This window comes from Mannheimia glucosida, from assembly GCF_046267875.1.
Lineage (GTDB): Bacteria > Pseudomonadota > Gammaproteobacteria > Enterobacterales > Pasteurellaceae > Mannheimia > Mannheimia glucosida.
In genome coordinates, this window is the sequence record NZ_CP176502.1 from 461,173 (window position 1) to 485,743 (window position 24,571).

A 24,571-nucleotide genomic window follows, 5' to 3' on the forward strand; every position below is an offset into this window, starting at 1 on the left:
GAGCGTTGTATAGTTAAGCCTCTCGGGCAATTAGTACTGGTTAGCTCAATGTCTCACAACACTTACACACCCAGCCTATCTACGTCGTAGTCTCCAACAACCCTTACACACTTATTGTGTGGGAGAACTCATCTCGAGGCAAGTTTCGTGCTTAGATGCTTTCAGCACTTATCTCTTCCGCATGTAGCTACCCAGCAATGCCTCTGGCGAGACAACTGGAACACCAGTGATGCGTCCACTCCGGTCCTCTCGTACTAGGAGCAGCCCCTCTCAATTCTCCAACGCCCACGGCAGATAGGGACCGAACTGTCTCACGACGTTCTAAACCCAGCTCGCGTACCACTTTAAATGGCGAACAGCCATACCCTTGGGACCTACTTCAGCCCCAGGATGTGATGAGCCGACATCGAGGTGCCAAACACCGCCGTCGATATGAACTCTTGGGCGGTATCAGCCTGTTATCCCCGGAGTACCTTTTATCCGTTGAGCGATGGCCCTTCCATTCAGAACCACCGGATCACTATGACCTGCTTTCGCACCTGCTCGACTTGTCTGTCTCGCAGTTAAGCTTGCTTATACCATTGCACTAACCTCACGATGTCCGACCGTGATTAGCAAACCTTCGTGCTCCTCCGTTACTCTTTGGGAGGAGACCGCCCCAGTCAAACTACCCACCAGACACTGTCCGAGACCACGTTTCGTAATCTTCGTTAGAACATCAAACGTTAAAGGGTGGTATTTCAAGGACGCCTCCACAATCACTGGCGTGACTGCTTCTAAGGCTCCCACCTATCCTACACATCAAAATTCAATGTTCAGTGTCAAGCTATAGTAAAGGTTCACGGGGTCTTTCCGTCTAGCCGCGGGTACACCGCATCTTCACGGCGATTTCAATTTCACTGAGTCTCGGGTGGAGACAGCCTGGCCATCATTATGCCATTCGTGCAGGTCGGAACTTACCCGACAAGGAATTTCGCTACCTTAGGACCGTTATAGTTACGGCCGCCGTTTACTGGGGCTTCGATCAGGAGCTTCTCTTTCGATAACACCATCAATTAACCTTCCAGCACCGGGCAGGCATCACACCCTATACGTCCACTTTCGTGTTTGCAGAGTGCTGTGTTTTTAATAAACAGTTGCAGCCAGCTGGTATCTTCGACCGGTTCAACCTTCACCCGCGAGGGGTTACAATCTACGCCGGCGCACCTTCTCCCGAAGTTACGGTGCTATTTTGCCTAGTTCCTTCACCCGAGTTCTCTCAAGCGCCTGAGTATTCTCTACCTGACCACCTGTGTCGGTTTATAGTACGGTTTATAATAACCTGAAGCTTAGTGGCTTTTCCTGGAAGCGTGGTATCAGTTACTTCATCTCCGTAGAGACTCGTCATCACTTCTCGGTGTTAAGGAAGACCGGATTTGCCTAATCTTCCCACCTACCGGCTTAAACAGACATCCAACAGTCTGCTAACCTAACCTTCTCCGTCCCCACATCGCAGTTATTACAAGTACGGGAATATTAACCCGTTTCCCATCGACTACGCTTTTCAGCCTCGCCTTAGGGGCCGACTCACCCTGCCCCGATTAACGTTGGACAGGAACCCTTGGTCTTCCGGCGAACGAGTTTTTCACTCGTTTTATCGTTACTTATGTCAGCATTCGCACTCGTGATACGTCCAGCAGACTTCTCAATCCACCTTCTTCCGCTTACACGACGCTCCCCTACCCAACAGACTTTCGTCTGATGCCGCAGCTTCGGTGCTATATTTGAGCCCCGTTACATCTTCCGCGCAGGCCGACTCGACTAGTGAGCTATTACGCTTTCTTTAAATGGTGGCTGCTTCTAAGCCAACATCCTAGCTGTCTAAGCCTTCCCACTTCGTTTCCCACTTAATATAGACTTTGGGACCTTAGCTGGCGGTCTGGGTTGTTTCCCTCTCCACGATGGACGTTAGCACCCACCGTGTGTCTCCTGAGTATCACTCTTCGGTATTCGCAGTTTGCATCGGGTTGGTAATCCGGGATGGACCCCTAGCCGAAACAGTGCTCTACCCCCGAAGGTGTCCGCTCAAGGCTCTACCTAAATAGATTTCGGGGAGAACCAGCTATCTCCCGGTTTGATTGGCCTTTCACCCCCAGCCACAAGTCATCCGCTAATTTTTCAACATTAGTCGGTTCGGTCCTCCAGTTAGTGTTACCCAACCTTCAACCTGCCCATGGCTAGATCACCGGGTTTCGGGTCTATACCTTGCAACTAGACGCCCAGTTAAGACTCGGTTTCCCTTCGGCTCCCTTATTCAGTTAACCTTGCTACAAAATATAAGTCGCTGACCCATTATACAAAAGGTACGCAGTCACAGAATAAATCTGCTCCCACTGCTTGTACGCACAAGGTTTCAGGTTCTATTTCACTCCCCTCACCGGGGTTCTTTTCGCCTTTCCTTCACAGTACTGGTTCACTATCGGTCAATCAGGAGTATTTAGCCTTGGAGGATGGTCCCCCCATCTTCAAACAGGATATCACGTGTCCCGCCCTACTTGTTGTTAGCCTAGTATCACAATAAGGTTTTAAGGTACGGGATTATCACCCTCTACGATTGTCCTTCCCAGAACATTCCCCTAACTTCACTGCTATCACTAACTGGCTCTTTCGCGTTCGCTCGCCGCTACTAACGAAATCTCGGTTGATTTCTTTTCCTCGGGGTACTTAGATGTTTCAGTTCTCCCGGTTTGCCTCACACAGCTATGTATTCACTGGGTGATAGTAGGTTCTTCACCTACTGGGTTTCCCCATTCGGACATCTTGGATTAAACGCCTCTTATCGACTCATCCAAGCTTTTCGCAGATTAGCACGTCCTTCATCGCCTCTGATTGCCAAGGCATCCACCTTGTGCGCTTAGTCACTTAACTATACAACCTCAAATGTTTTCTAACACTTCTAAAAAATTAAAAGTAAAAAGTAAAAAACTATGAAGTCAGTTTACAACTAAACACTTGACTGCTTTTGTTCAGTCAAGATTTTTTACTACTCAGACTTTCAATTTATTCGTTATCACTTATGTATAATTACTTATGCGTAACGAACTTGAAATATCTCTCAGTTTTTCAGCTTGTTTCTATATTGTTAAAGAACAGAAGACAATAAAAATCATCTTTAAATGGCGTCCCCACGGGGATTCGAACCCCGGTTACCGCCGTGAAAGGGCGATGTCCTAGGCCTCTAGACGATGGGGACAACATTTAAAGATGCTTTCCACTTTGCCATTTGTGAGTGGAATATTTTAGCCAATTTTGCAAAAATCTTCAAGATTTTTACCGCTTGAATGACTATCTTTCACTCATCTTCTCTCATTCATCTATCAAACAATCTGTGTGAACACTTGCTGTCGTTCTTGATTATCGGTAAGGAGGTGATCCAACCGCAGGTTCCCCTACGGTTACCTTGTTACGACTTCACCCCAGTCATGAATCATACCGTGGTAAACGCCCCCCTTTCGGTTAAGCTATCTACTTCTGGTACAACCCACTCCCATGGTGTGACGGGCGGTGTGTACAAGGCCCGGGAACGTATTCACCGCAACATTCTGATTTGCGATTACTAGCGATTCCGACTTCATGGAGTCGAGTTGCAGACTCCAATCCGGACTTAGACGTACTTTCTGAGATTCGCTCCCCATCGCTGGCTCGCCGCCCTCTGTATACGCCATTGTAGCACGTGTGTAGCCCTACTCGTAAGGGCCATGATGACTTGACGTCATCCCCACCTTCCTCCGGTTTATCACCGGCAGTCTCCTTTGAGTTCCCGACCGTATCGCTGGCAACAAAGGATAAGGGTTGCGCTCGTTGCGGGACTTAACCCAACATTTCACAACACGAGCTGACGACAGCCATGCAGCACCTGTCTCATGGTTCCCGAAGGCACTCTCATATCTCTACAAGATTCCATGGATGTCAAGAGTAGGTAAGGTTCTTCGCGTTGCATCGAATTAAACCACATGCTCCACCGCTTGTGCGGGCCCCCGTCAATTCATTTGAGTTTTAACCTTGCGGCCGTACTCCCCAGGCGGTCGATTTATCACGTTAGCTACGGGCACCAAGCTTAAAGCCCAATCCCCAAATCGACAGCGTTTACGGCGTGGACTACCAGGGTATCTAATCCTGTTTGCTCCCCACGCTTTCGCACATGAGCGTCAGTACATTCCCAAGGGGCTGCCTTCGCCTTCGGTATTCCTCCACATCTCTACGCATTTCACCGCTACACGTGGAATTCTACCCCTCCCTAAAGTACTCTAGTTGTCCAGTCTGAAATGCAATTCCCAGGTTAAGCCCGGGGCTTTCACACCTCACTTAAACAACCGCCTGCGTGCCCTTTACGCCCAGTTATTCCGATTAACGCTCGCACCCCCCGTATTACCGCGGCTGCTGGCACGGAGTTAGCCGGTGCTTCTTCTGTGATTAACGTCAATCGACTGTTCTATTAAAACAATCGCCTTCCTCGTCACCGAAAGAACTTTACAACCCGAAGGCCTTCTTCATTCACGCGGCATGGCTGCATCAGGGTTCCCCCCATTGTGCAATATTCCCCACTGCTGCCTCCCGTAGGAGTCTGGACCGTGTCTCAGTTCCAGTGTGGCTGGTCATCCTCTCAGACCAGCTAGAGATCGCGGGCTTGGTGAGCCTTTACCTCACCAACTACCTAATCCCACTTGGGCTCATCTTATGGCAGGTGGCCAAATGGTCCCACCCTTTAGTCCTAAGACATTACGCGGTATTAGCTACCGTTTCCAGTAGTTATCCCCCTCCATAAGCCAGATTCCCAAGCATTACTCACCCGTCCGCCACTCGTCAGCAAAGAAGCAAGCTTCTTCCTGCTACCGTTCGACTTGCATGTGTTAAGCCTGCCGCCAGCGTTCAATCTGAGCCATGATCAAACTCTTCAATTCAAAAAGTTTAATCGCTCAATACTGCTGACATAAAATCGCACTTTCAAATTTAAACCTAATTAAAATCAGGTTAAAAGAAAGTAATGAATTTCTAGTTAGCACCTACTAAGACTTCAAAATTAAAAAATATTTTTAAATCAAGTCAATCAACAAGTGCCCACACAGATTGTCTGATAAATTGTTAAAGAACAAAAAGAAACGACGCACTGGAAATCAATTTTAAATCGTTCACAACAGCGCGTCGTTGTGTGCTGCGTATTATAGGGATTTTAAAATTGAGTGCAAGCCCTTTTTTAAAGTTTTTGCTCAACTGAACCTTTTTTCATCAAAACAGATTGTTTTGTTTAAATGTCAATCACCGAAAGATTATTAAATCCCCAATTCTGCATAACGTCTTGTTTGATATTAAATGCAGAACTTTGTTTAGTGCAGAATGCTTGATTTTCAAAATCGGCTTTTTGTTGAAATTTGCGTTCTTCCAAAAGGCTTAGCACCCGTTTAGCAATACCTACACCCGGATCAACAAAATATTTCACATCGGGCAATAATTGCTGTAATTCAGCTTTGACTAAGGGAAAATGGGTACAACCGAGTATAACCGTATCCAATTCCGGCTTACCTTGCCAAGCCTCGACCACTTTTTGTAGTCGGTTCATATCCACTTTACCGGTTCGTTGTTTTTCTTCAACAATTTCAACCAAATCGGTTGTGCCAATTTTTTCTACGGTGCAATCTTGTGCATATTTTGCAATCAATTCATTAACATAAGGGCGAGCAACCGTGCCTTTAGTGGCGAGCAAGCCGATGAGTTTAGTTTCGGAAATTGCCGCTGCCGGTTTAATTGCCGGTACAGTTCCTACTATCGGAAAATTAAAATGCTCACGCAATGCCGGCAGAACCACTGTGCTTGCCGTATTACAAGCAACAACAACCATATCAAGCGGTTGTTTTTCTGCAAATTTTTGCACAATTTTGACCGCTCGCTCAATTAAAACTGCTTCCGACTTCTCGGAATATGGGAAAAAAGCGTTATCAAAGCAATATAAATAGTGAGCGTGCGGTAACACTTTTCGGATTTCATCGTAAATCGTCAATCCGCCCATTCCGGAATCGTATAAAAGAATTGTTGGTTTCATTGGTATTGTTCAAAAAAGTAAGTGCTAAAATGCTACTCTTTTCCATTGCTATATTCAAGTTCTCTCTATTTGACTTGATGAGGGAAAATCGCAATAATCAACTTGCTTTATTCAGTAAGGAGAAAAATAATGAAAAACATTAATACACAAGCAGTCGGTTGGATTGGTTTAGGGCAAATGGGCGAACCAATGGCTAAACATTTGCTTAATAGTGGGGTAAAAGTAGGCGTTTACAACCGCAACCCGGCGAAAGCAGAAAAGGTAGTTGAAGCAGGTGGCACATTATATCCTTCCGTATTGGAATTGGTGAAAGCCTACGATGTGATTTTCTTGATGATTGCAGACTATGCTGCCGTACAACAGGTATTAAGCGATGAAGTGTTGGCTGAATTAAACTGCAAAGTGGTGGTGAATATGAGTACCATTTCACCAAGCCAAAACCAAGCGATAGAAGCTCTACTAGCCCAACACGGTGCGGAATTTGTTGAAGCTCCGGTTTCCGGTTCAAGTAAAGTGGCAGAAGCAGGTAAACTATTGGTGCTGGCTGCCGGTAAAGAAGAAACCGTTGAGTTGCTCAAACCGCTTTTCGCTGCCTTTAGTACCACCACTTTCTATTATGGTGAAGTGGGTAAAGCCGGTGGGATTAAATTGATGATCAACTCGCTACTGGGCATCTTCATTCAAGCCTATGGCGAGGCGTTAAACTTCGCCGACCAATATGGCATTCCGAAAGAGAAAGTAATCGAAATGATTTCAGGCTCGTTTATGAACAGCCCGATCTTCCAAGCAAAAGTGCCGATGTACCAAGCTAATGAATTTCCGCCCGCGTTTATGATGAAACATATGACCAAAGATTTTAATTTGGCGAGCGAAGAAATTGCGAAATTAGGCAAATCTTACCCGCTTATTGAGCAAGCGACTAAAACCTACAATCAAGCCAATGATTCAGGCTTAAGCGAAGTGGATATGGCTGCAATTTATCAGTTCTTGGCAAAATAAGATGAAAATCGGTTGGTGTCATTACCAACCGATTTTTTTATAAATAAGGAAAGGTTTCTAAAAAAAGCTCTCGAATTTCCAGAGAATATCCTCTAATTTCATACACCCCACGCCGAGCGAATAAACCGTTCTCCGTTTGTGTCCATTCTAATTTGGTTCTAGTCGGATTTTGAGAAAATAGCCATAAACCAATCGGCTGATTGCCCAATTCCAACACGTTTTGAGCGATATTTTCGATTGTTGATCTTGGCACAAGAGTTTGGGCAAAAATCCAATTTTTTTCACCATCTTTCAGTAACACTTCTCGCGACCAAACATCTTCATTACAAGCGGTCGTTTTTTCACTGTTTTTTGCAATCCACTTTTCTTGCACCACTTCCACGTTGAAATTAGTTGCGACCTCAAGGAGTTTTTGGGTAAGCGACCCTTCGTGCAAAAGCCATTCTTGTTGGGAAGAGGATAGATAGAGGCAGTCGGTTTCCAAATGCCAAACAGATTCGGAAAGAATTTTTCGATAATTAATAAACATAAAACAAAAAGGTAAATTGTAACAAAGACAATTTACCTTTTTTGCTTTTAAATTTAAAGATTAGCCTTTAATTAATTTTCTTGCTGCTTCCACAACTACCGAAACGGCTTTATGTTCAGTGTCGTGAATGGTTGCTTCATTCGGAATCTCTTGTTGAGTGCGGTTTACAATTACACCGGCAACCATACCTGCTCGCAAGCCTAATGCCGAACACATCGTAAAGAGAGTGGCGGATTCCATTTCAAAATTCATAACATTGAGATCTTGCCACTGTTTTAATGAACCTTGGAAATGACGATAGATCTTGCCGGTGAAAGTGTCGTAACGTTCTTGCCCCGGGTAGAAAGTGTCTGATGAAGCTGTAATCCCCACATAAGGTGTAACGCCTGATTCCACTGCTGCTGCATAAAGAGCATTAGTACATTCAAAATTCGCTACTGCAGGATATTCCATTGGTGCAAAATGTTGGCTCGCACCATCTAAACGCACCGCTCCGGTGGTAATTAAAATATCGCCTACATTAATATGCTCTTGAATTGCACCTGTTGTGCCAATGCGTAAGAATGTGCGAACACCTAACTGTGCTAACTCTTCCACACAAATCGACACCGACGGTCCGCCAATACCGGTTGAACAAACCACCACCGGTTCGCCATCTAAATAACCTAACCAAGAGGTAAATTCACGGGTTGAGGCTAAAAACTCTGGGTTGTCCATTTTTTTGGCAATACGTTCACTTCTAGCCGGATCGCCCGGAACGATTGCAATTTTTGCACCTTTGAGCATGGCTTTGGTTAAACCTAAATGAAATACTTCAGACATTTGTTGTCTCCTATCTATCTAACTGAATATAAACCATTCTATCTTAGCAAGCGGTTAATTTACGACAATTTTTTGCAAGCAAAGTTTGATTTTGTGAACTAGATCAAAGGTAAACGATTTCGTTATTATATAAATAAAAAATGATGGCCACTCAATGGTGGCCATATTTCAGACTAAGAAATTAATAACTTGAATTGACAACAACTTCTTCACCATATCCTCCAGCCTGAGGGAATGGCGTATAATTAGAATTTGCTGCACGAAGTATACGAATACCTCGAATACCGGCTTCACGGGCAGCTAAGATATCATCATCACTGTCACCATAGTGAATTTGCACCTTATGTTCAATAATCGCAGGGGTTTTATCATATTTTGTTGAATGTGCTTTCCCCCCCATAAAATTTACCGGTTGCATATTTTTAATACCAAGATACTTTTGCATAATCGTTGTAACTTGTTCATTTTTACCTGCGGTACGCCCCGTAATTAAATAAACTTGATCACCCCGTTCTTGGTGCATTTTTATTAAATTAATAGCAACTTGCTTTGGCAAAGAATATTTATCACAGCCAGCATTAATTTCGTCCCAAAAATCTTGATTTTTTAAGTAGCTGAAATCGTCTGGTGAATATTTTTGCTTTCCGTAGTGGAAGCAACCGCTAGTTGCAGCAACAGTATCATCAATGTCAAAACTTACCGCCATAGGGGGTAAATCTTTGATGCTTTCTTTAATTTGCTCAATAGATACCCAATGAATTGGCGCTTGCTGTGCTTCATGTGTTCGCATATCAATTCCCGGCTGGGTATAAGCTACTTTTGGTCCGCCTGCTTGTGCTGAAAAAGCAATAAGAGATGCAAACATTGTCGCTGCCGTCATTTTTAATGTAAATTTCATAAAATACCTCCATATGATTAACCATACCTATTTTAATCTTATTAGGCACTCTTAGCTAATACAAAAACCTTATTTTGTGAATGTGATCACAAGCAAACGATTACGCTTAACGGTTATGAGTCATGGTTCTGTTCCCAAATCAAGCAACCTCCCCAAGCTTTAAGGCTTTCTTCTGAATGAAATTTAATCACCTCATTCGTAAATTGATAGGCATCATATTCGCTTAATAAAAATGGCTCCTCTAATAATTCATTAAATACTGATCCATAATATTTACGTGTATCAAGAGTATAATTAACCGTAACTTTCTTTGTACAATTTCCTTTTAGTGCCAATTCTTGTAATTTTTTATATACATTTCTATCATTATGAATACCTGTGTACCAAGCCGTACTGATAAGGCGAGCTATCTCACTACGAATAAAATAGCAATTCGTATCAATATGCTGACTATCATTCAGATTTATTGATAAAACACCTTTAACACCACCTAATTGATAATTACATTCTAATGGTTCTTGATAAGCACAATGATATTCTCCCAATGATTCAATCGTATCAATGCACAGAAACTCACCATCTAAATCATAAAAATTGCGTAAAGAGTAAGCATAATCAGATTGCATTTCGAGTAAAGTATGCACACCAGATTCAACGTGAGTAGGTTCAAACCAATTATCATCATCCAGATAACAAATAATATCTTCTTTCACTAAAAATGGTGCAATCGCATTAATGCTACTATTTACCCAACCATCAGCCCCGGTATTCATTGGAAGATAAGTAACAATAACATTTGGAAAGTTCTTTAAAATATCAGCCGCTTGTTGGTGATATTTCTCTCCATCAACAAAAACATAATGTTTACACGGATAAGTCTGATTTTGTACGCTCAAAACCGCTCTTTCTAATTCAGGACGACCAATTGTTGAACTGATAACAGCTACAGTTGGTTGGTTGGTTGGTTGGTTGGTTGGTTGGTTGGTTGGTTGGTTGGTTGGTTGGTTGACACACATTCTATTTCCTATATTCTAAAAATAATAGAGTATTTTATACTTTAGTTAAATACTCGCTACTTTATATTAAAGGGCGTATTTTATACGCCCAATTTTGTTATTTATAATTAAGCTTTCACATTCGCTTTTAAGAACGCAAGCAAGTTCTCTTTGGCGATCATTTGTTTTTCACCGCTGCGACGGTTTTTGTATTCAATTTCGCCATTCTCAAGGTTTTTCTCACCAATGACCACCATATGCGGCACACCGATAAGCTCCATATCCGCAAACATCACGCCCGGGCGTTCTTTACGATCATCAAAAATCACCTCAACGCCTTGAGCTTTTAAGGTAGCGTATAACTCTTCAGCGAATGCCTGCACTTTTTCCGATTTGTGCATATTCATCGGCACAATCGCCACCGTAAATGGAGCCATTTCATCACAAGGCCAGATAATACCACGATCATCATAATGTTGTTCAATCGCAGCTGCCACCACACGGGTAACGCCGATACCGTAACAACCCATTGTCATCACTAGCGGTTTACCATCTTCGCCTTGCACAGTGGCTTTCATTGCTTCTGAGTATTTTTTACCTAATTGGAAAATATGCCCTACTTCAATACCTCGTTTGATTTGAAGTGTGCCTTTACCGTCCGGGCTTGGGTCACCTTCCACCACATTGCGTAAATCTGCAATTTCCGGCACAGCAACATCACGCTCCCAGTTCACGTTAAAGTAGTGTTTGCCATCAATATTCGCCCCACAGCCGAAATCTGACATCAACGCCACTGAGCGGTCAATAATCACCGGAATCGGCATATTCACCACACCTAACGAGCCAACACCAGCACCGATTTTGGCTTTAATTTCTGCTTCATCAGCAAACTCAAGCGGATCAGCCACCAACGGGTGTTTTTGAGCTTTAATTTCGTTTAACTCGTGGTCGCCACGAATCACTAACGCAATTAACGGTTGCTCTTCGGTTGCCCCTTTCACCACCAAGGTTTTCACCGTTTTTTCAATGGCTAAACCGTGATTTGCCACTAATTCATTGATGGTTTTCGCATTTGGTGTATCCACTAGCTGCATTTCTGCCGTTGGTGCTTGGCGTTCACCCACCGCAACCGCTTCGGCTAATTCAATATTGGCAGCAAAATCTGATTCGGTTGAAAATACCACATCATCTTCACCGCTTGAGGCTAACACTTGGAACTCGTGAGAGGCTGAACCACCGATAGAGCCAGTATCTGCCTGCACCGCACGGAAATCTAAGCCCAAACGGGTGAAAATATTGCTGTAAACCTGATACATCACATCATAGGTTTCTTGTAAGCTCTCTTGCGTGGTGTGGAAAGAATAGGCGTCTTTCATCACAAATTCACGCGAACGCATTACCCCGAAACGAGGGCGGACTTCATCACGGAATTTGGTTTGAATTTGGTATAAATTCAGCGGAAGTTGTTTGTATGAAGACACTTCACGGCGAACCAAGTCGGTAATCACTTCTTCGTGGGTCGGGCCAAGTACGAAATCACGTTCACCACGATCTTTAAAGCGTAATAATTCCGGGCCGTAATCATTCCAACGACCAGACTCCACCCATAATTCCGCAGGCTGAACCACCGGCATTAATACCTCGATAGCCCCGCCTTTGTTCATCTCTTCACGAATAATATTTTCGACTTTTTTCAACACTTTGATCCCGGTCGGCAACCAGTTGTATAAACCTGATGCCATCGGGCGAATCATTCCGGCACGCAACATTAATTGATGGCTAACTACTTGTGCATCATTTGGTGTTTCTTTAAGGGTTGAAAATAAATATTGACTTGTACGCATTGCTATTCCTATTCTTTTTAAACTTTGAAACCTGAAAAAATCTGCTTATTTTAAAACAAAGCGGTCAAATTTTCAGGAAATTTTGCAAAATCCTATAAAAAAATAACCGCTTGTAAGCGGTTATTTTGTTGCACATTTAACTTAATAGCTTATTCACCCGTTTAATAAAGGCGGTCGGGTTTTCTAATGTGCCACGTTCGGCAAGCAGGGCTTGTTCAAACAGCAGTTCAATCCAATCGGCGAACTCGGCTTCATCGGTAAGATCAACCACTTTTTTCACCATTGGGTGATCCGGGTTCAGCTCAAAAGTATATTTCACTTCCGGTGCTTGTTGCCCCATTGCCGCAAACAGTTTTGCCATTTGGGTGGTCATTTCATCGCTGTCGGTGGAAACCACTGCCGGTGTGTCGGTTAAGCGGTGAGTCAGCACCACATTTTTAACCCGTTCGCCAAAGTAGCCTTTCGCTCGTTCTAAGAACGAACCAAACTCCGCCTGTTGGGCTTTTTGGCTCTCTTCTTCCTGCTTGTCGGCAAGTTCGCCTAAGTCTAAATCCGACTTGGTAATGCTTTGTAGCGGTTTGCCGTCAAACTCAGTGAGATGGCTAACCAACCATTCATCAATGCGGTCGGAAAGCAGTAGCACCTCAATGCCTTTTTTGTGGAACAGCTCTAAGTGCGGGCTGTTTTTAGCTGCTTGGTAGCTGTCGGCGGTTAAGAAGTAGATCGCTTTCTGCCCCTCTTTCATTCTTGCAATATAATCGGCAAAACTGACCGCTTGTTCGCTGTCATCACGCTGGGTAGAGGCAAAACGGAGTAAGCCGGCAACCTGTTGTTTGTTAGCGAAATCTTCACCCACGCCCTCTTTCAGCACCACGCCGAACGCTTGCCAGAATTGGGCATATTTTTCAGCATCGTCTTTCGCCAATTTTTCCAGCAGTTGCAACGCACGCTTGGTTAAAGCGGAACGGAGCGATTGAGTCACTTTGTTCTCTTGCAGAATTTCACGGCTGACGTTGAGTGGTAGGTCGTTGGTGTCGAGCAAGCCACGCATAAAACGCAGGTAGTTCGGCATAAAGACTTCCGCATCGTCCATAATAAACACACGCTGAACGTAGAGTTTTAAACCGTGTTTTTGCTCACGTTGGAACAGATCCCACGGGGCTTTGCTCGGCACATACAGCAAGCTGGTGTACTCCTGCTTGCCCTCGACTTTATTGTGCGACCAAATCAGCGGGTCGGCAAAATCGTGGCTGAGGTGTTTGTAAAATTCGGTGTATTCCTCGTCACTAATCTCATTTTTTGAGCGTGTCCAAAGGGCTTGGGCTTTGTTAATTTTTTCCCATTTTTGACCGCTTACTTTGCCCTCGTCATCGTATTCGTTGGTCTGAATTTCCACCGCCAAACCGATATGGTCGGAGTATTTGCCGATAATCTCACGCAAACGCCATTCGCTTAAAAACTCTTTTTCGTCCTCACGCAAGTGAAGAATGATTTCCGTGCCACGCTCTTTTTTCTCCAGATCGGCAACGGTGTAATCGCCCTCACCGGCGGATTCCCAAATCACACCTTGCTCGGCAGGCACACCGGCAGCACGGGTTTTGACCGTAACCTTATCCGCCACAATGAAAGAAGAGTAAAAGCCCACACCGAACTGCCCGATAAGCTGGCTGTCTTTGGCTTGGTCTGTGCCGAGAGCATTCAAAAATTCTTTGGTACCAGATTTTGCAATCGTACCCAGATGGTCGATCACCTGCTCACGAGTCATACCGATACCGTTATCGGCAATCGTAATGGTGCCAAGTGTTTCATCCATAGACACACGCACACGCAGTTCGCCATCGCCCTCATACAAAGCCGGCTCGGAAAGGGCTTTAAACCGCAATTTATCGGCGGCGTCAGAGGCGTTGGAAATCAGCTCACGCAGGAAAATTTCTTTGTTGGAGTAAAGCGAGTGGATCATCAGTTGCAATAACTGTTTCACTTCCGACTGGAAGCCACGGGTTTCTTGATTATTTGCCATTGTGTATTCCTTTATTCATTAAAAAACAGAGAATAGATGGGGCAAGCGGTCAAATTTTCAAGATTTTTTGCAAAATATCTGTTGCCAAATGGCGAATTAATTGAAAGATATTACTACATTTCATAAAATACACTCATCTTTTTACTACATTTTGGAGATCGATATGGCAATAACCATTACATCCAGAGAATTTAATCAAAATGCCAGCAAAGTGTTAAAAATGGCAGAAAAAGAGCCGGTATTTATCACCAAATGGGGCAAGGTGGTGAATGTGGTGTCGAGTTATATGGATTATCAGCAAAAAAAGCCTAGCGAGCCGAGCTTTGAAGAACTATTTGCCTCTTCCGGAAACGAGGATGTGAGCGATGAATTTTGGCAAGAGTTTGAACAAACATTGGTTGAAATCCGCAAAAGCAATAAACCAAGACCTGTTGATTTTGGAGATGAGTAATGTATCGCTACCTTTTTGATACCAATGTGGTTTCCGAGCTTTATAAGTTAAGAAACGACAAGATGGATGTCAATGTTCGCCAGTGGCTGAGAGGGGTTAATCCTAGCCAGACCAATATCAGCTGTATTACGTTATCTGAAATCAAAACAGGTATTTTGCTGAAAGCCCGCAAAGACAAAGAACAATCAGACCGATTAAATGAGTGGTTTGAAAATAATGTATTAAAGGCTTATCAAACAAAAGCGTTTGTGGTGAATAACGACATTGCTCTATTGGCATCAGAGTACCATATTCCCAATAAAATGGATTTAAATGATGCTTATATTGCGGCAACTGCCAAATACCATAATCTGATTTTAGTCACCCGCAACACCAAAGATTTTATCCGTTGTGATGTGCGTTTATTTAACCCATTTGAAACCGCATAAATAATGAGTGAACAATTATTAGACGGCGTGCTATTAACCGCACTTTCAGGTGTAGGAGCGGCGATTTCCGAAAAGTTAAGTCGAATCGGCATTAATAATGTGCAGGATTTACTGTTTCATCTGCCAATGCGGTATGAAGATCGCACCCGTATTACCCCGATTGCTGATGTTCGCCCGGAAAGCTTTGCCACCATTGAAGGCTATGTACAACTTACCGAAGTTCAGTTTGGTAAACGCCCGATTTTATCGGTCACGCTCTCCGACAGCACCAGCAAAATTATGCTTAAATTCTTCAATTTCAATGTCGGAATGAAAAATAGCCTCGCTACTGGCGTTCGGGTAAAAGCCTTTGGGGAAATTAAGCGTGGGCGATTTATGGCGGAAATTCACCACCCTGAATATCAAATTATTCGGGATAATCAACCGCTTGTACTGGCTGAAACCCTGACGCCGATTTACTCCACCACAGAGGGGTTAAAACAAGCCTCACTGCGGAAATTAACCGAGCAAGCCCTCGCTTTATTAGAGAAAGTAAAAGTCGCCGAGCTGTTGCCTGATGAATACAATCCGCACAAATACAGCCTAAAAGAAGCGTTGCAGTTATTGCACCGCCCACCGCCGACGATTTCTGCCGAAGTATTGGAAAAAGGCGACCACCCTGCTCAAAAAAGGCTGATATTTGAAGAACTGCTGGCACACAATTTGGCGATGCAGCAACTCCGTTTAGGGGTAAAACTGCAATATGCAGAGGCACTTACTTATCAAACCGATATAAAACAGCGTTTTCTCGACAGTTTGCCTTTTAAGCCTACCCACGCACAAAGCCGAGTCACGGCAGATATTGAGCAAGATCTTGCCAAACCACACCCGATGATGCGACTGGTACAAGGCGATGTTGGCTCGGGCAAAACCTTAGTGGCCGCCTTGGCAGCATTATTAGCGATTGATAACGGCAAACAGGTAGCATTAATGGCACCGACCGAAATTCTTGCCGAACAGCACGCCAATAATTTTGCTAACTGGCTTAATCCCTTTGGGATTGAGGTTGGCTGGCTTGCCGGTAAAGTGAAAGGCAAGGCGAGAGCTGCACAACTTGAGGCAATCAAAAACGGTGATGTGCAGATGATTATCGGCACTCACGCCCTGTTCCAAGAAAATGTGGAATTTCACAATTTAGCACTGGTGATTATTGATGAACAACACCGTTTTGGCGTACACCAACGGCTGACCTTGCGGGAAAAAGGAGCGAAAGAAAATAACTATCCGCATCAGCTTATTATGACGGCGACCCCCATTCCGAGAACACTGGCAATGACGGTCTATGCCGACCTCGACACCTCCATTATTGACGAACTTCCACCGGGTAGAACGCCAATCACGACTGTGGTGATTTCTGAAGATCGGAGAGCAGAAATCGTTCAGCGAGTGTACCAAGCCTGTAAACAAGAACACCGCCAAGCCTATTGGGTCTGTACTCTAATTGATGAGAGCGAAGTGTTGGAGGCTCAAGCCGCAGCAGCGATTGCCGAAGATTTACAGCGAGCCTTGCCGGATTTACGCATCGGGTTAGTACACGGACGACTAAAACCACAGGAAAAGCAAGCGATTATGGCGGAATTTAAGGCAGCGAATTTAGATTTGCTGGTTGCAACTACCGTGATTGAAGTGGGCGTGGACGTGCCGAATGCCAGCCTGATGATTATCGAAAATTCCGAACGACTCGGACTGGCTCAACTCCACCAGTTACGTGGACGGGTTGGGCGAGGAGCAACTGCCTCGCATTGCGTATTAATGTACAAACCACCGCTCGGGAAAATTTCCAGCAAGCGGTTACAAGTAATGCGTGATAGCCAAGACGGTTTCTACATTGCCGAAAAAGATTTGGAAATTCGAGGCACAGGTGAAATTCTTGGTACTAAACAGACCGGAATGGCAGAATTTAAGGTAGCGGATTTAATGCGAGACCGCAAAATGATTCCGCTGGTGCAACGTTACGCCAAGCAAATTATTAGCGAAAATCAACCGCTTGCAGAGGCGTTAATTAAGCGTTGGTTAGACAACAAGGCGGAATATACCAACGCTTAACCGGCAAGTGGGTTATTTAAATTACGGCAGGTTTTTTACCGACTCAATCACCAAATCCCAAAAGCGGGATTTGTCTAATTTTTTTGCTACCCAAGTATTACACTGTTTTGGCGGGTAGCGGAAATCCGCCACCGTCATACCCAATGTGTGCGTGCCGGTTAACTCAATATTGACCGGCACTTGCTGAACTTCAATCAGGCTTGGGTCAATCACATATGCCACCGCACAGGCATCGTGAACCGGTGGGGCATCAAAGCCTTGAGCTTGTTTATACATTTTGGCGAAGAACGCCAACAATTCCACCACAAACTGCCCCGATTGGCTGTTTAATGCCTTAAAGCGTTCAACCACATCAGGGGTGGCAAGTGCTTGGTGAGTTAAGTCTAAGCCGACCATCGTCACCTTCCAACCGGCATTAAACACAATATGAGCAGCTTCCGGGTCAATTTTAATATTAAATTCTGCCACCGCACTCCAGTTGCCGGTGTGATAACCTCCGCCCATCAGCACCACTTCTTTCACTCTTTCAATAATACGAGGCTCAAGGCGGGCAGCTAAAGCAATATTGGTTAGCCCTCCGGTCGGCACTAAGGTAATGCTTTTCTCCGGGTGCGACATTATCAAATCAATAATTAATTGAGCGGCGTGTTTTTCCTCAAATTGTCGGGTAGATTCAGGGAGTACAGGTCCATCCATTCCCGAATCACCGTGAATATCCGGGGCATTTTCCACTTCACGCACCAGCGGTCTGGCACAACCTTTGGCAAAAGGAACGTTGCAAATATGAGCAATTTCCGCAACCGCCAACGCATTACGCGATACTTTTTCTAAGGTTTGATTACCTACCACTGTGGTAACTGCCAACAAATCAATATTCGGATTCCCCCAAGCGAGCATCATTGCAATAGCATCGTCATGCCCCGGGTCACAATCTAAAATAATTTTTTGAGCCATTATTGTCTCCTTTAAAAAAGGGAGAGCCTAAGCTCCCCCTCAATTAATGCCATTAGCAATCTTGTTTGCCGTATTCTTCTTGGCGAAGCAGCGAACGCACACTTTCGTCAAACTGAGCCAGCACTTGCTCTGCGTTTTCAGCGTCTGTGCCACGAGCATCTAAATAGAATTTAATTTTCGGTTCAGTACCTGAAGGGCGAGCAATCAAGCGGCTGCCATTTTCCAACACAAACACTAAAATATCATTTTTGCGTGTGGTTTTGGTATGGTCGATAAACTCAGCCACTTTAAAGCCACCAATTTCGCTTGGCGGATTGTTGCGTAACGCCGTCATTAATTTGCCGATTTCGGCTAAATCGCAAACTCTTATCGAAATTTGACCGCTTACATAAGCCCCAAATTCTTGCACAAATTCGGCGGTGTAATCCGCAAGGGTTTTGCCTTCTTGTTTGAGGCTGCACACTAAGTCTAAGAACATAATGGCAGCGGAAATGCCGTCTTTATCACGCACTTTGTCCGGATCGACCAAGTAACCTAAGGCTTCTTCAAAGCCAAATAATAGGTTTTCGACTTTACCGATATATTTAAAGCCGGTTAAGGTTTCTTCCGAGCTTAAACCATATTTTTTCGCAATTTCAGCTAACGCCGGAGAGGATACTAACGAGCAAGCCAACACGCCTTGTTTACCTTGTGCGTGGAATTGTTTGGCTAAATACCAGCCTAAGAAGCAACCGATCACATTGCCGTGCAGTGGTTTCCAGTTGCCTTGTGCATCAGGCACAGCTACCGCTAAACGGTCAGCATCTGGGTCATTGGCGATAATAAATTCGGCATTTTTCTCTTTCGCCAGTTTAATCGCTAAATCTAACGCCCCTTTCTCTTCCGGGTTCGGGAAATTAACCGTTGGGAACGAACCGTCCGGCTGAATCTGCTCACTAACTAAATGCGCTTGCGGTAAGCCGGCTTTTTCTAACGTTTTGCTTAACACTTCATAGCCCACACCGTGCATTGCGGTATAAACATAGTTAATCTCGGCTTTTGGCTGTTTGGCTAGTGAGGCGGTTTTCTCAATATAAGCATTTACCACTTCATCGTCTAACACCGTGAAATCTTGGCTACGAGGTAAATCACGAATATCGCCTGCTGCTACTTTATCAATCAGAGCAGCAATTTCTTTATCTGCCGGCGAAACAATTTGTCCACCACCGTTGGCTTTACCTAAATAAACTTTATAGCCGTTATCTTCCGGTGGGTTGTGGCTTGCTGTTACCATCACACCGGCTGTGGTATCAAAATATTGAATCGCATAGGCAAGCACTGGTGTTGGCAATTTGCGAGGAAGCAGGTACGTTTTAATGCCTGCCGCTGCCATAATTTCAGCGGTGTCACGGGCAAACACATCGGAATTTTTACGACCGTCATAACCAATCACAATTGACGGTTCTTTATCATAACCTTTAATAAACTCAGCTAAACCACCGGCAGCTTGTGCCACTAAAACACGGTTCATTCCCATTGAGCCGGCTTGTAAGCGACCACGTAAACCCGCCGTACCAAACTGCAGACGTCCGTCAAAACGAGCGGTTAATTCTGCTTTTGCTTTCTCATCCGATTCTGCCGCTTGAATTAACTGCTCTAATTCCGCACGGGTTTCCGCATCGGGGTCTTGGGCAAGCCAGTTTTGGGCAACGTCAAAAATAGTCATTTTTTTACTCCTATGTAATTTAATTATCCTGTTTAGATTAGACTAAAGTGCCTTGATTTAAAAGGCTCTCTTTGCTTTTTTGTGATCTAGTTATCAAATAAAAAACAAGCAAACGGTTGCTATTTCTATTTTAGATGATAAAAAAGAACAAGCGGTCATATTTCACAAGTTTTTCGCAAAAAACTCTCAAAATATAACCGCTTGTATAACCTTGTATCGTTATGATTTATTGTAAGGATATCGAAGAATCACTTTATTATAAAAATTACCGTTAATGTGTGTTTTATGTAAATGATATTGCCTATATCCTTTAAAAACCTCAGTATTTGGTGGTTGTGGATTGATCCAAAAAGCAGCTAAGTCTTGTTGATCTGTTAAGCCATCAAAATCATAGTTAGCTCTACCTAAGGTTTTCACCGGCATATTGTGTAACAATGCGGAAAGGCCACTTGTTGAATTCAATGTCACCATACCTTTTCCATGTCGTAAAAATACCGGTAAAGGAACATCGTGAATATAAAAAACTCTGCCGTTTAATTGAGGATATTTTTCCAAGAATTCATAAATCACTATTTTATAATCTATAAACCCTCTATCCATTGGGTGATGTTTAATAATTAAATTCAAATGTGTTGGTGCGAACTTAGCAAAGGAATTTAATACTTCTCTTAAAAAAACCTCAACGCTTTTTTGGTCACAATGTACTCTCACTTGAGTATCATCATAAACCTGTAATGGCACGATGAAAAATTCACCGAACTCGCCTTGCTCAACCCGCTTTGCAAAACCACTATCATGTACCCAGTAACGAAGTCTCTTAATAGCCGATCTTGTCCACAAATTAACGTAATATCCTATATTGATAAAACGGTGATGTTGATATTTAGAGTAAATTTTTCGCTTTTTATAGGCATTCCAATAATAGAATATTGCTTTGCTTGCCATCTTTTTAAAACCTTTAGACACTTTTTCAGGCTCATTTAACTTAGGTAATGTCGAATAAGGCAAAAAGAAAGATGAATTTCTTTGTAGAGGAGAAAATGCGTTTACACCCCATTTTTCAAGTGTAATATATTCGGGGCGGAAATATCCTTCTTCAAACGCCCAGAAAATAATATCCAATTTTTGGCAAACATTTTTAGCTACCTTATGGTAATAACGATTATCGCCAAAACATAATATATTATCTATTTGATGCTTTTTACAAAAATCAATTAAATAATCTTCAAAACTATCTAAGTTTTCATAATAAGGAAATGTATTAGCTTTATTATTTGGATAAAAATACTCATCTCCACCATTAAAATTTAATTTGAATACCGTTTTTTTCTCACTTTCTAGCCAAAGTGCAAAATCAGTAAAAAAAGAACCTATTGGGCCTTGCAATAATAAAATACGCTGACTATTATTAATTAGCTCATCTAAATAATGTTCCATTCCAAATTCCTTGCACGGCTATTTAGTATTAGATGTATATTTAAACGCTCGATAAAGATGTTGTAGCTTCCCATACTGTTTACTTACCCAAGAACGTTTAATTTCTTGATTCACTAGATTATTTTTTTGTTTTTCCAATAAATTTATTGCTTGATTGGCATCAATAAATCTTCCTTGTATCGGATCAACATACAGAGGATAATATATTAATGTTGCTGCAATTAACTGTGGTAATGTTAAAGATTTACCCCTGCGTTCCAACTTCAATAAATCTTCCGTCAATCCCCAACCTGCATAGAACGGTAACCCATAACAATATACTTTTTTACCTCTTAATAGTGCCTCAAAACCGGCTAAAGAAGTCATTGTATGTACTTCATCAACTTTAAGAATACAATCTAAAATATTGGCGTTATCTATAATTTGATCAGCAAACTGAAGTGTTTCCTTCGTTACAATTTGGCCAACCCGATTACCACTTACGACATCAGGATGAGGCTTATAAATAATATACGCATCCGGATTCAATTCCCTGACTTTTCTCAGTAAATCCGCATTTTTCTTAATTTGTGGAGAGCCTGATTTGATCGAAGCGTCATCTTCTACCTGCCCCGGTACAAGAATTATTTTTTTACCTTGAGCATTAAATTTTACATCGCCACCGCCCACATTATATTTTCCAATATGGCTAACCACTAATTTCTGCCTTAATGTTTCAGCATAAGACAAATCAGTTTCAGAAAAATGCTCTGCACTCAATAAAATTTGTTCTAATCGTGAAGTGTTCTCTGCATTAAAATAAATGCCTAAATCATCGACTACTAAAGAAAGCGGTGCAACTAAATTAGCGCCTAGTCCGACAGAGCGAATGAATCCATCTTCCATTCTTAACAATGGAATATTATTCTGCTGTGCAAATTGCAAGACATCCGCTTTACCATTGCTCCAAACTAAAATTTTTGCATTATCTGCAAGCGGTCGTTTTTTTAAAGAATTTAGCGAACGAACAAAATGTAATCGACATTGTGGCAAATTAAAAAACGGCTTAATTACCGCCTGTTTCCATAGCGACATACCAATACAGTATAGATTCCCACTTAAGCGCTGATTTAATCTTTTGGCTTTATATAGATAATCGATGACATCAAAAATAGAGCCTTTCTCACCGGTATTCGGATTAATATAACGGCTGTAATCAAAATACGCCGCATAAAAAAGTTGCAGTAATGAACGATCTTTCCGTCTATTTTGTTGAACTAATAGTTGAACAGCTTCGTTACGATCATCTGTTACCCCCCAACCGGCAAACCAAGGCACACCAAAGGTAATCACTTTTTTGCCTAAGAGTAACGCTTCAAACCCCATTTGCGAAGTTACGCAATAGACTTTCTCACACCATTTAATCAAACTTGCAGGATTCACATCTTCGGTGATAATACGGACTCTCTCAGCATATTGTGACAAATCGGTCAAGTAGCCTTTTTTCTTGCCACTTAATACATCAGGGTGGGTTTTTACCCAAATTTGAGCCCCTGGATTTTCACGGATTGCCGCTTCCAACATTTTATTGAAATCAACTTCACTTGCCTGACCATATTTCACCGCCATATCTCCAAAGGTTTGGTCAATAACTAACACAATTTTTTCTTTGGCAGAGGGGATTTCACTAAAATCTAATGCGTGATTATATTTAGAAAGCTGATAAGTTAAGATTTGGTACAAAGCTTTCTCTGCAAGCTTAATTTGCTCTTGATCCTGCAAAGGTTGTTCAAGCAGGAATTTTTCTAAACGGGAAGGACGAGTAGTATCGTAATAAATCCCAATATCGTCATACACTAAAGAAAAAGGCGGATAGCCTTTTACACCTAATCCTAATGAGCGTAAAAAGCCGTCCTCTAATGCGACATAGGGAATGTGGTGTTTTTTTGCATAATCCCTTGCTTTTACCGTTGAAGGGCGAAGCCCCCAGCCGATGATTTGATCTACTTTAGTTTTAGAAATAAACTTAACAGTAAAATAAGATTTTTGGATTAGAATGCTTTCAGGTAAAAAACTCTGCAAAAAAGGGATTTTAAAAATCCCTTGAGAAAAGATAAAAGAATGATACATTTTCAATGTAAATAATTCAGGTAATTTAAATATCCATATTCACATAGAACGGTTCAAAAGCTTTATTTTCTTTAATAGAATCTTTAATTTTGTCTGCTGTTTCTAAAGCTTCTTTAATTGTTACATCCATATCCAAATAACGATAAGTGCCCAAGCGTCCAACAAATGTTACTTGGGTTTCGTCATTTGCTTTTTCTACATATTGACTTAATAAAGCTTTGTCTTTCACTAAACGAATAGGGTAATAAGGAATGTCTTTTTCTTCACAGAAACGACTATACTCTTTATAACAAATAGTCTTTTTGTGTTGTTCCCAAGGAGCAAAATGCTTATGCTCAGAAATTCGAGTATATGGAACTTCTTCATCTCCATAATTGATTACTGCATTACCCTGATAATCTCCTTCTGTTCTGAATACCTCAAAGTCTAATGTTCTATAACCTAAACGACCAAGCTCAAAATCAAAATAAGCATCAAGTGGTCCAGACCAAAAAATATGATCAAATTCAGTTTTCATTTTTGAGTTGAAAGGAGTATTAAGACGAATTTGAATATTTTCATGTTTTAAAATGTTTTCTACGATTGCTGTATATCCATCTTTTGGCATACCTTGGAATTTATGAGCAAAATAATTATCATCATAGTTAAAACGAACAGGTAAACGTTTTAGAATACTTGCTGGTAATTCCTTTGGTTCTACACCCCACTGTTTTTTGGTATATCCATAGAAAAAAGCCTTATACAGATCTTTACCAACAAAACGCATCGCTTGCTCTTCAAAGGTTTGAGGATCTTCAATAGATAAATCAGCTTGGCTCTCAATTAAGGATTTCGCCTCTATTGGAGAACAAGTTTTACCAAAAAATTGATTAATTGTGTGCAAATTAATTGGAAGGGAATAAACAGCTCCTTGGCTAATCGTTTTTACTCGATTAACAAATGGCATCCACTCACCAAACTTATTAACGTAATTCCAAACTCGCTCATTATCAGTATGGAAAATGTGAGGACCATAAATATGCACCATTACATTTGTTTCAGAATCACGTTCAGAATAGCAATTTCCAGCTATATGATCTCGTTGATCAATGACAGTAACTTGGTAACCTTGCTCTGCTAGTTCTCTCGCAATGACTGCATTTGAAAAACCAGCTCCAACTAATAAAAATGTTTTCATCAGAACCTTACCTCTAAAATAATTAACTCTTTGATATGAAAA

Annotated in this window: 16 protein-coding genes, 1 tRNA gene and 2 rRNA genes; 4 read left to right on the forward strand and 15 right to left on the reverse strand. The window is 42.4% G+C overall.

Annotation, left to right across the window (positions count from 1 at the left end; translation table 11 throughout):
* Positions 1-9 precede the first annotated feature (9 nt).
* From ACJ7Z2_RS02350 to murI, 4 genes are all read right to left on the reverse strand, one after another.
* A 23S ribosomal RNA gene (locus ACJ7Z2_RS02350) occupies positions 10-2,907 on the reverse strand.
* A 249-nt stretch (positions 2,908-3,156) separates the two neighbouring features.
* Positions 3,157-3,232 (reverse strand) — tRNA-Glu (locus tag ACJ7Z2_RS02355).
* 168 nt (positions 3,233-3,400) lie between these two features.
* A 16S ribosomal RNA gene (locus ACJ7Z2_RS02360) occupies positions 3,401-4,940 on the reverse strand.
* The 16S and 23S rRNA genes sit together here with 1 tRNA gene alongside, the layout of an rRNA operon.
* Positions 4,941-5,284: 344 nt before the next feature.
* Positions 5,285-6,076 (reverse strand): glutamate racemase, encoded by a 792-nt coding sequence (gene murI / locus ACJ7Z2_RS02365; RefSeq protein ID WP_409500665.1) that lies wholly within the window; start codon positions 6,074-6,076, stop codon positions 5,285-5,287.
* 129 nt (positions 6,077-6,205) lie between these two features.
* Between murI and ACJ7Z2_RS02370 the strand changes: the two genes are divergently transcribed.
* The gene (locus ACJ7Z2_RS02370; protein ID WP_409500666.1) at positions 6,206-7,075 is read left to right on the forward strand and encodes an NAD(P)-dependent oxidoreductase; all 870 of its coding nucleotides are present in this window, start codon (positions 6,206-6,208) and stop codon (positions 7,073-7,075) included.
* Positions 7,076-7,112: 37 nt separating this feature from the next.
* On the opposite strand, the gene ACJ7Z2_RS02375 is transcribed toward ACJ7Z2_RS02370, so the two are convergent.
* The 6 genes from ACJ7Z2_RS02375 to htpG all read right to left on the reverse strand — a co-directional run bounded on the left by ACJ7Z2_RS02375 (position 7,113) and on the right by htpG (position 14,183).
* A complete protein-coding gene (locus ACJ7Z2_RS02375; protein WP_409500667.1) occupies positions 7,113-7,604 on the reverse strand; it encodes a chorismate--pyruvate lyase family protein in 492 nt (163 codons plus the stop codon).
* A gap of 60 nt (positions 7,605-7,664) precedes the next feature.
* The gene (gene udp, locus ACJ7Z2_RS02380; RefSeq protein WP_006248264.1) at positions 7,665-8,426 is read right to left on the reverse strand and encodes a uridine phosphorylase; all 762 of its coding nucleotides are present in this window, start codon (positions 8,424-8,426) and stop codon (positions 7,665-7,667) included.
* A gap of 181 nt (positions 8,427-8,607) precedes the next feature.
* Positions 8,608-9,324 carry an acid phosphatase AphA gene (aphA, locus tag ACJ7Z2_RS02385; protein ID WP_126301377.1) on the reverse strand — a complete coding sequence of 239 codons (717 nt, stop codon included), beginning with the start codon at positions 9,322-9,324 and terminating at the stop codon, positions 8,608-8,610.
* A 113-nt stretch (positions 9,325-9,437) separates the two neighbouring features.
* On the reverse strand, positions 9,438-10,340 hold the full coding sequence (locus ACJ7Z2_RS02390; RefSeq protein WP_409500668.1) for a glycosyltransferase: 903 nt from the start codon (positions 10,338-10,340) through the stop codon (positions 9,438-9,440).
* 107 nt (positions 10,341-10,447) lie between these two features.
* Positions 10,448-12,163, reverse strand: coding sequence for a proline--tRNA ligase (gene proS / locus ACJ7Z2_RS02395; RefSeq protein ID WP_409500669.1), 1,716 nt, complete (start codon positions 12,161-12,163; stop codon positions 10,448-10,450).
* Positions 12,164-12,299: 136 nt separating this feature from the next.
* Positions 12,300-14,183, reverse strand: coding sequence for a molecular chaperone HtpG (gene htpG, locus ACJ7Z2_RS02400; protein ID WP_409500670.1), 1,884 nt, complete (start codon positions 14,181-14,183; stop codon positions 12,300-12,302).
* Between the two features lie 163 nt (positions 14,184-14,346).
* On the opposite strand from htpG, the gene ACJ7Z2_RS02405 reads away from it, so the two are divergent.
* Genes ACJ7Z2_RS02405 through recG form a run of 3 tightly spaced genes read left to right on the forward strand, consistent with a single transcriptional unit; the run spans position 14,347 to position 17,147 of the window.
* On the forward strand, positions 14,347-14,634 hold the full coding sequence (locus ACJ7Z2_RS02405) for a type II toxin-antitoxin system Phd/YefM family antitoxin (RefSeq protein WP_409500671.1): 288 nt from the start codon (positions 14,347-14,349) through the stop codon (positions 14,632-14,634).
* A complete protein-coding gene (locus ACJ7Z2_RS02410; RefSeq protein ID WP_409500672.1) occupies positions 14,634-15,062 on the forward strand; it encodes a type II toxin-antitoxin system VapC family toxin in 429 nt (142 codons plus the stop codon). Before ACJ7Z2_RS02405 ends, ACJ7Z2_RS02410 begins: the two co-directional genes overlap by 1 nt.
* 3 nt (positions 15,063-15,065) lie before the next feature.
* The gene (recG, locus tag ACJ7Z2_RS02415; RefSeq protein ID WP_409500673.1) at positions 15,066-17,147 is read left to right on the forward strand and encodes an ATP-dependent DNA helicase RecG; all 2,082 of its coding nucleotides are present in this window, start codon (positions 15,066-15,068) and stop codon (positions 17,145-17,147) included.
* Between the two features lie 21 nt (positions 17,148-17,168).
* On the opposite strand, the gene ACJ7Z2_RS02420 is transcribed toward recG, so the two are convergent.
* From ACJ7Z2_RS02420 to glf, 5 genes are all read right to left on the reverse strand, one after another.
* Complete coding sequence (locus ACJ7Z2_RS02420) at positions 17,169-18,101, reverse strand: nucleoside hydrolase (RefSeq protein WP_154703613.1); 933 nt, start codon at positions 18,099-18,101, stop codon at positions 17,169-17,171.
* 52 nt (positions 18,102-18,153) lie between these two features.
* The gene (locus ACJ7Z2_RS02425) at positions 18,154-19,806 is read right to left on the reverse strand and encodes a phospho-sugar mutase (protein WP_409500674.1); all 1,653 of its coding nucleotides are present in this window, start codon (positions 19,804-19,806) and stop codon (positions 18,154-18,156) included.
* A 219-nt stretch (positions 19,807-20,025) separates the two neighbouring features.
* A complete protein-coding gene (locus ACJ7Z2_RS02430; RefSeq protein ID WP_126301385.1) occupies positions 20,026-21,243 on the reverse strand; it encodes a capsule biosynthesis protein in 1,218 nt (405 codons plus the stop codon).
* An 18-nt stretch (positions 21,244-21,261) separates the two neighbouring features.
* Positions 21,262-23,352: a capsular polysaccharide biosynthesis protein gene (locus ACJ7Z2_RS02435; protein WP_126301386.1), complete on the reverse strand. Its 2,091-nt coding sequence runs from the start codon at positions 23,350-23,352 to the stop codon at positions 21,262-21,264.
* Between the two features lie 25 nt (positions 23,353-23,377).
* The gene (gene glf / locus ACJ7Z2_RS02440; protein ID WP_126301387.1) at positions 23,378-24,529 is read right to left on the reverse strand and encodes a UDP-galactopyranose mutase; all 1,152 of its coding nucleotides are present in this window, start codon (positions 24,527-24,529) and stop codon (positions 23,378-23,380) included.
* Between the last annotated feature and the right edge of the window lie 42 nt (positions 24,530-24,571).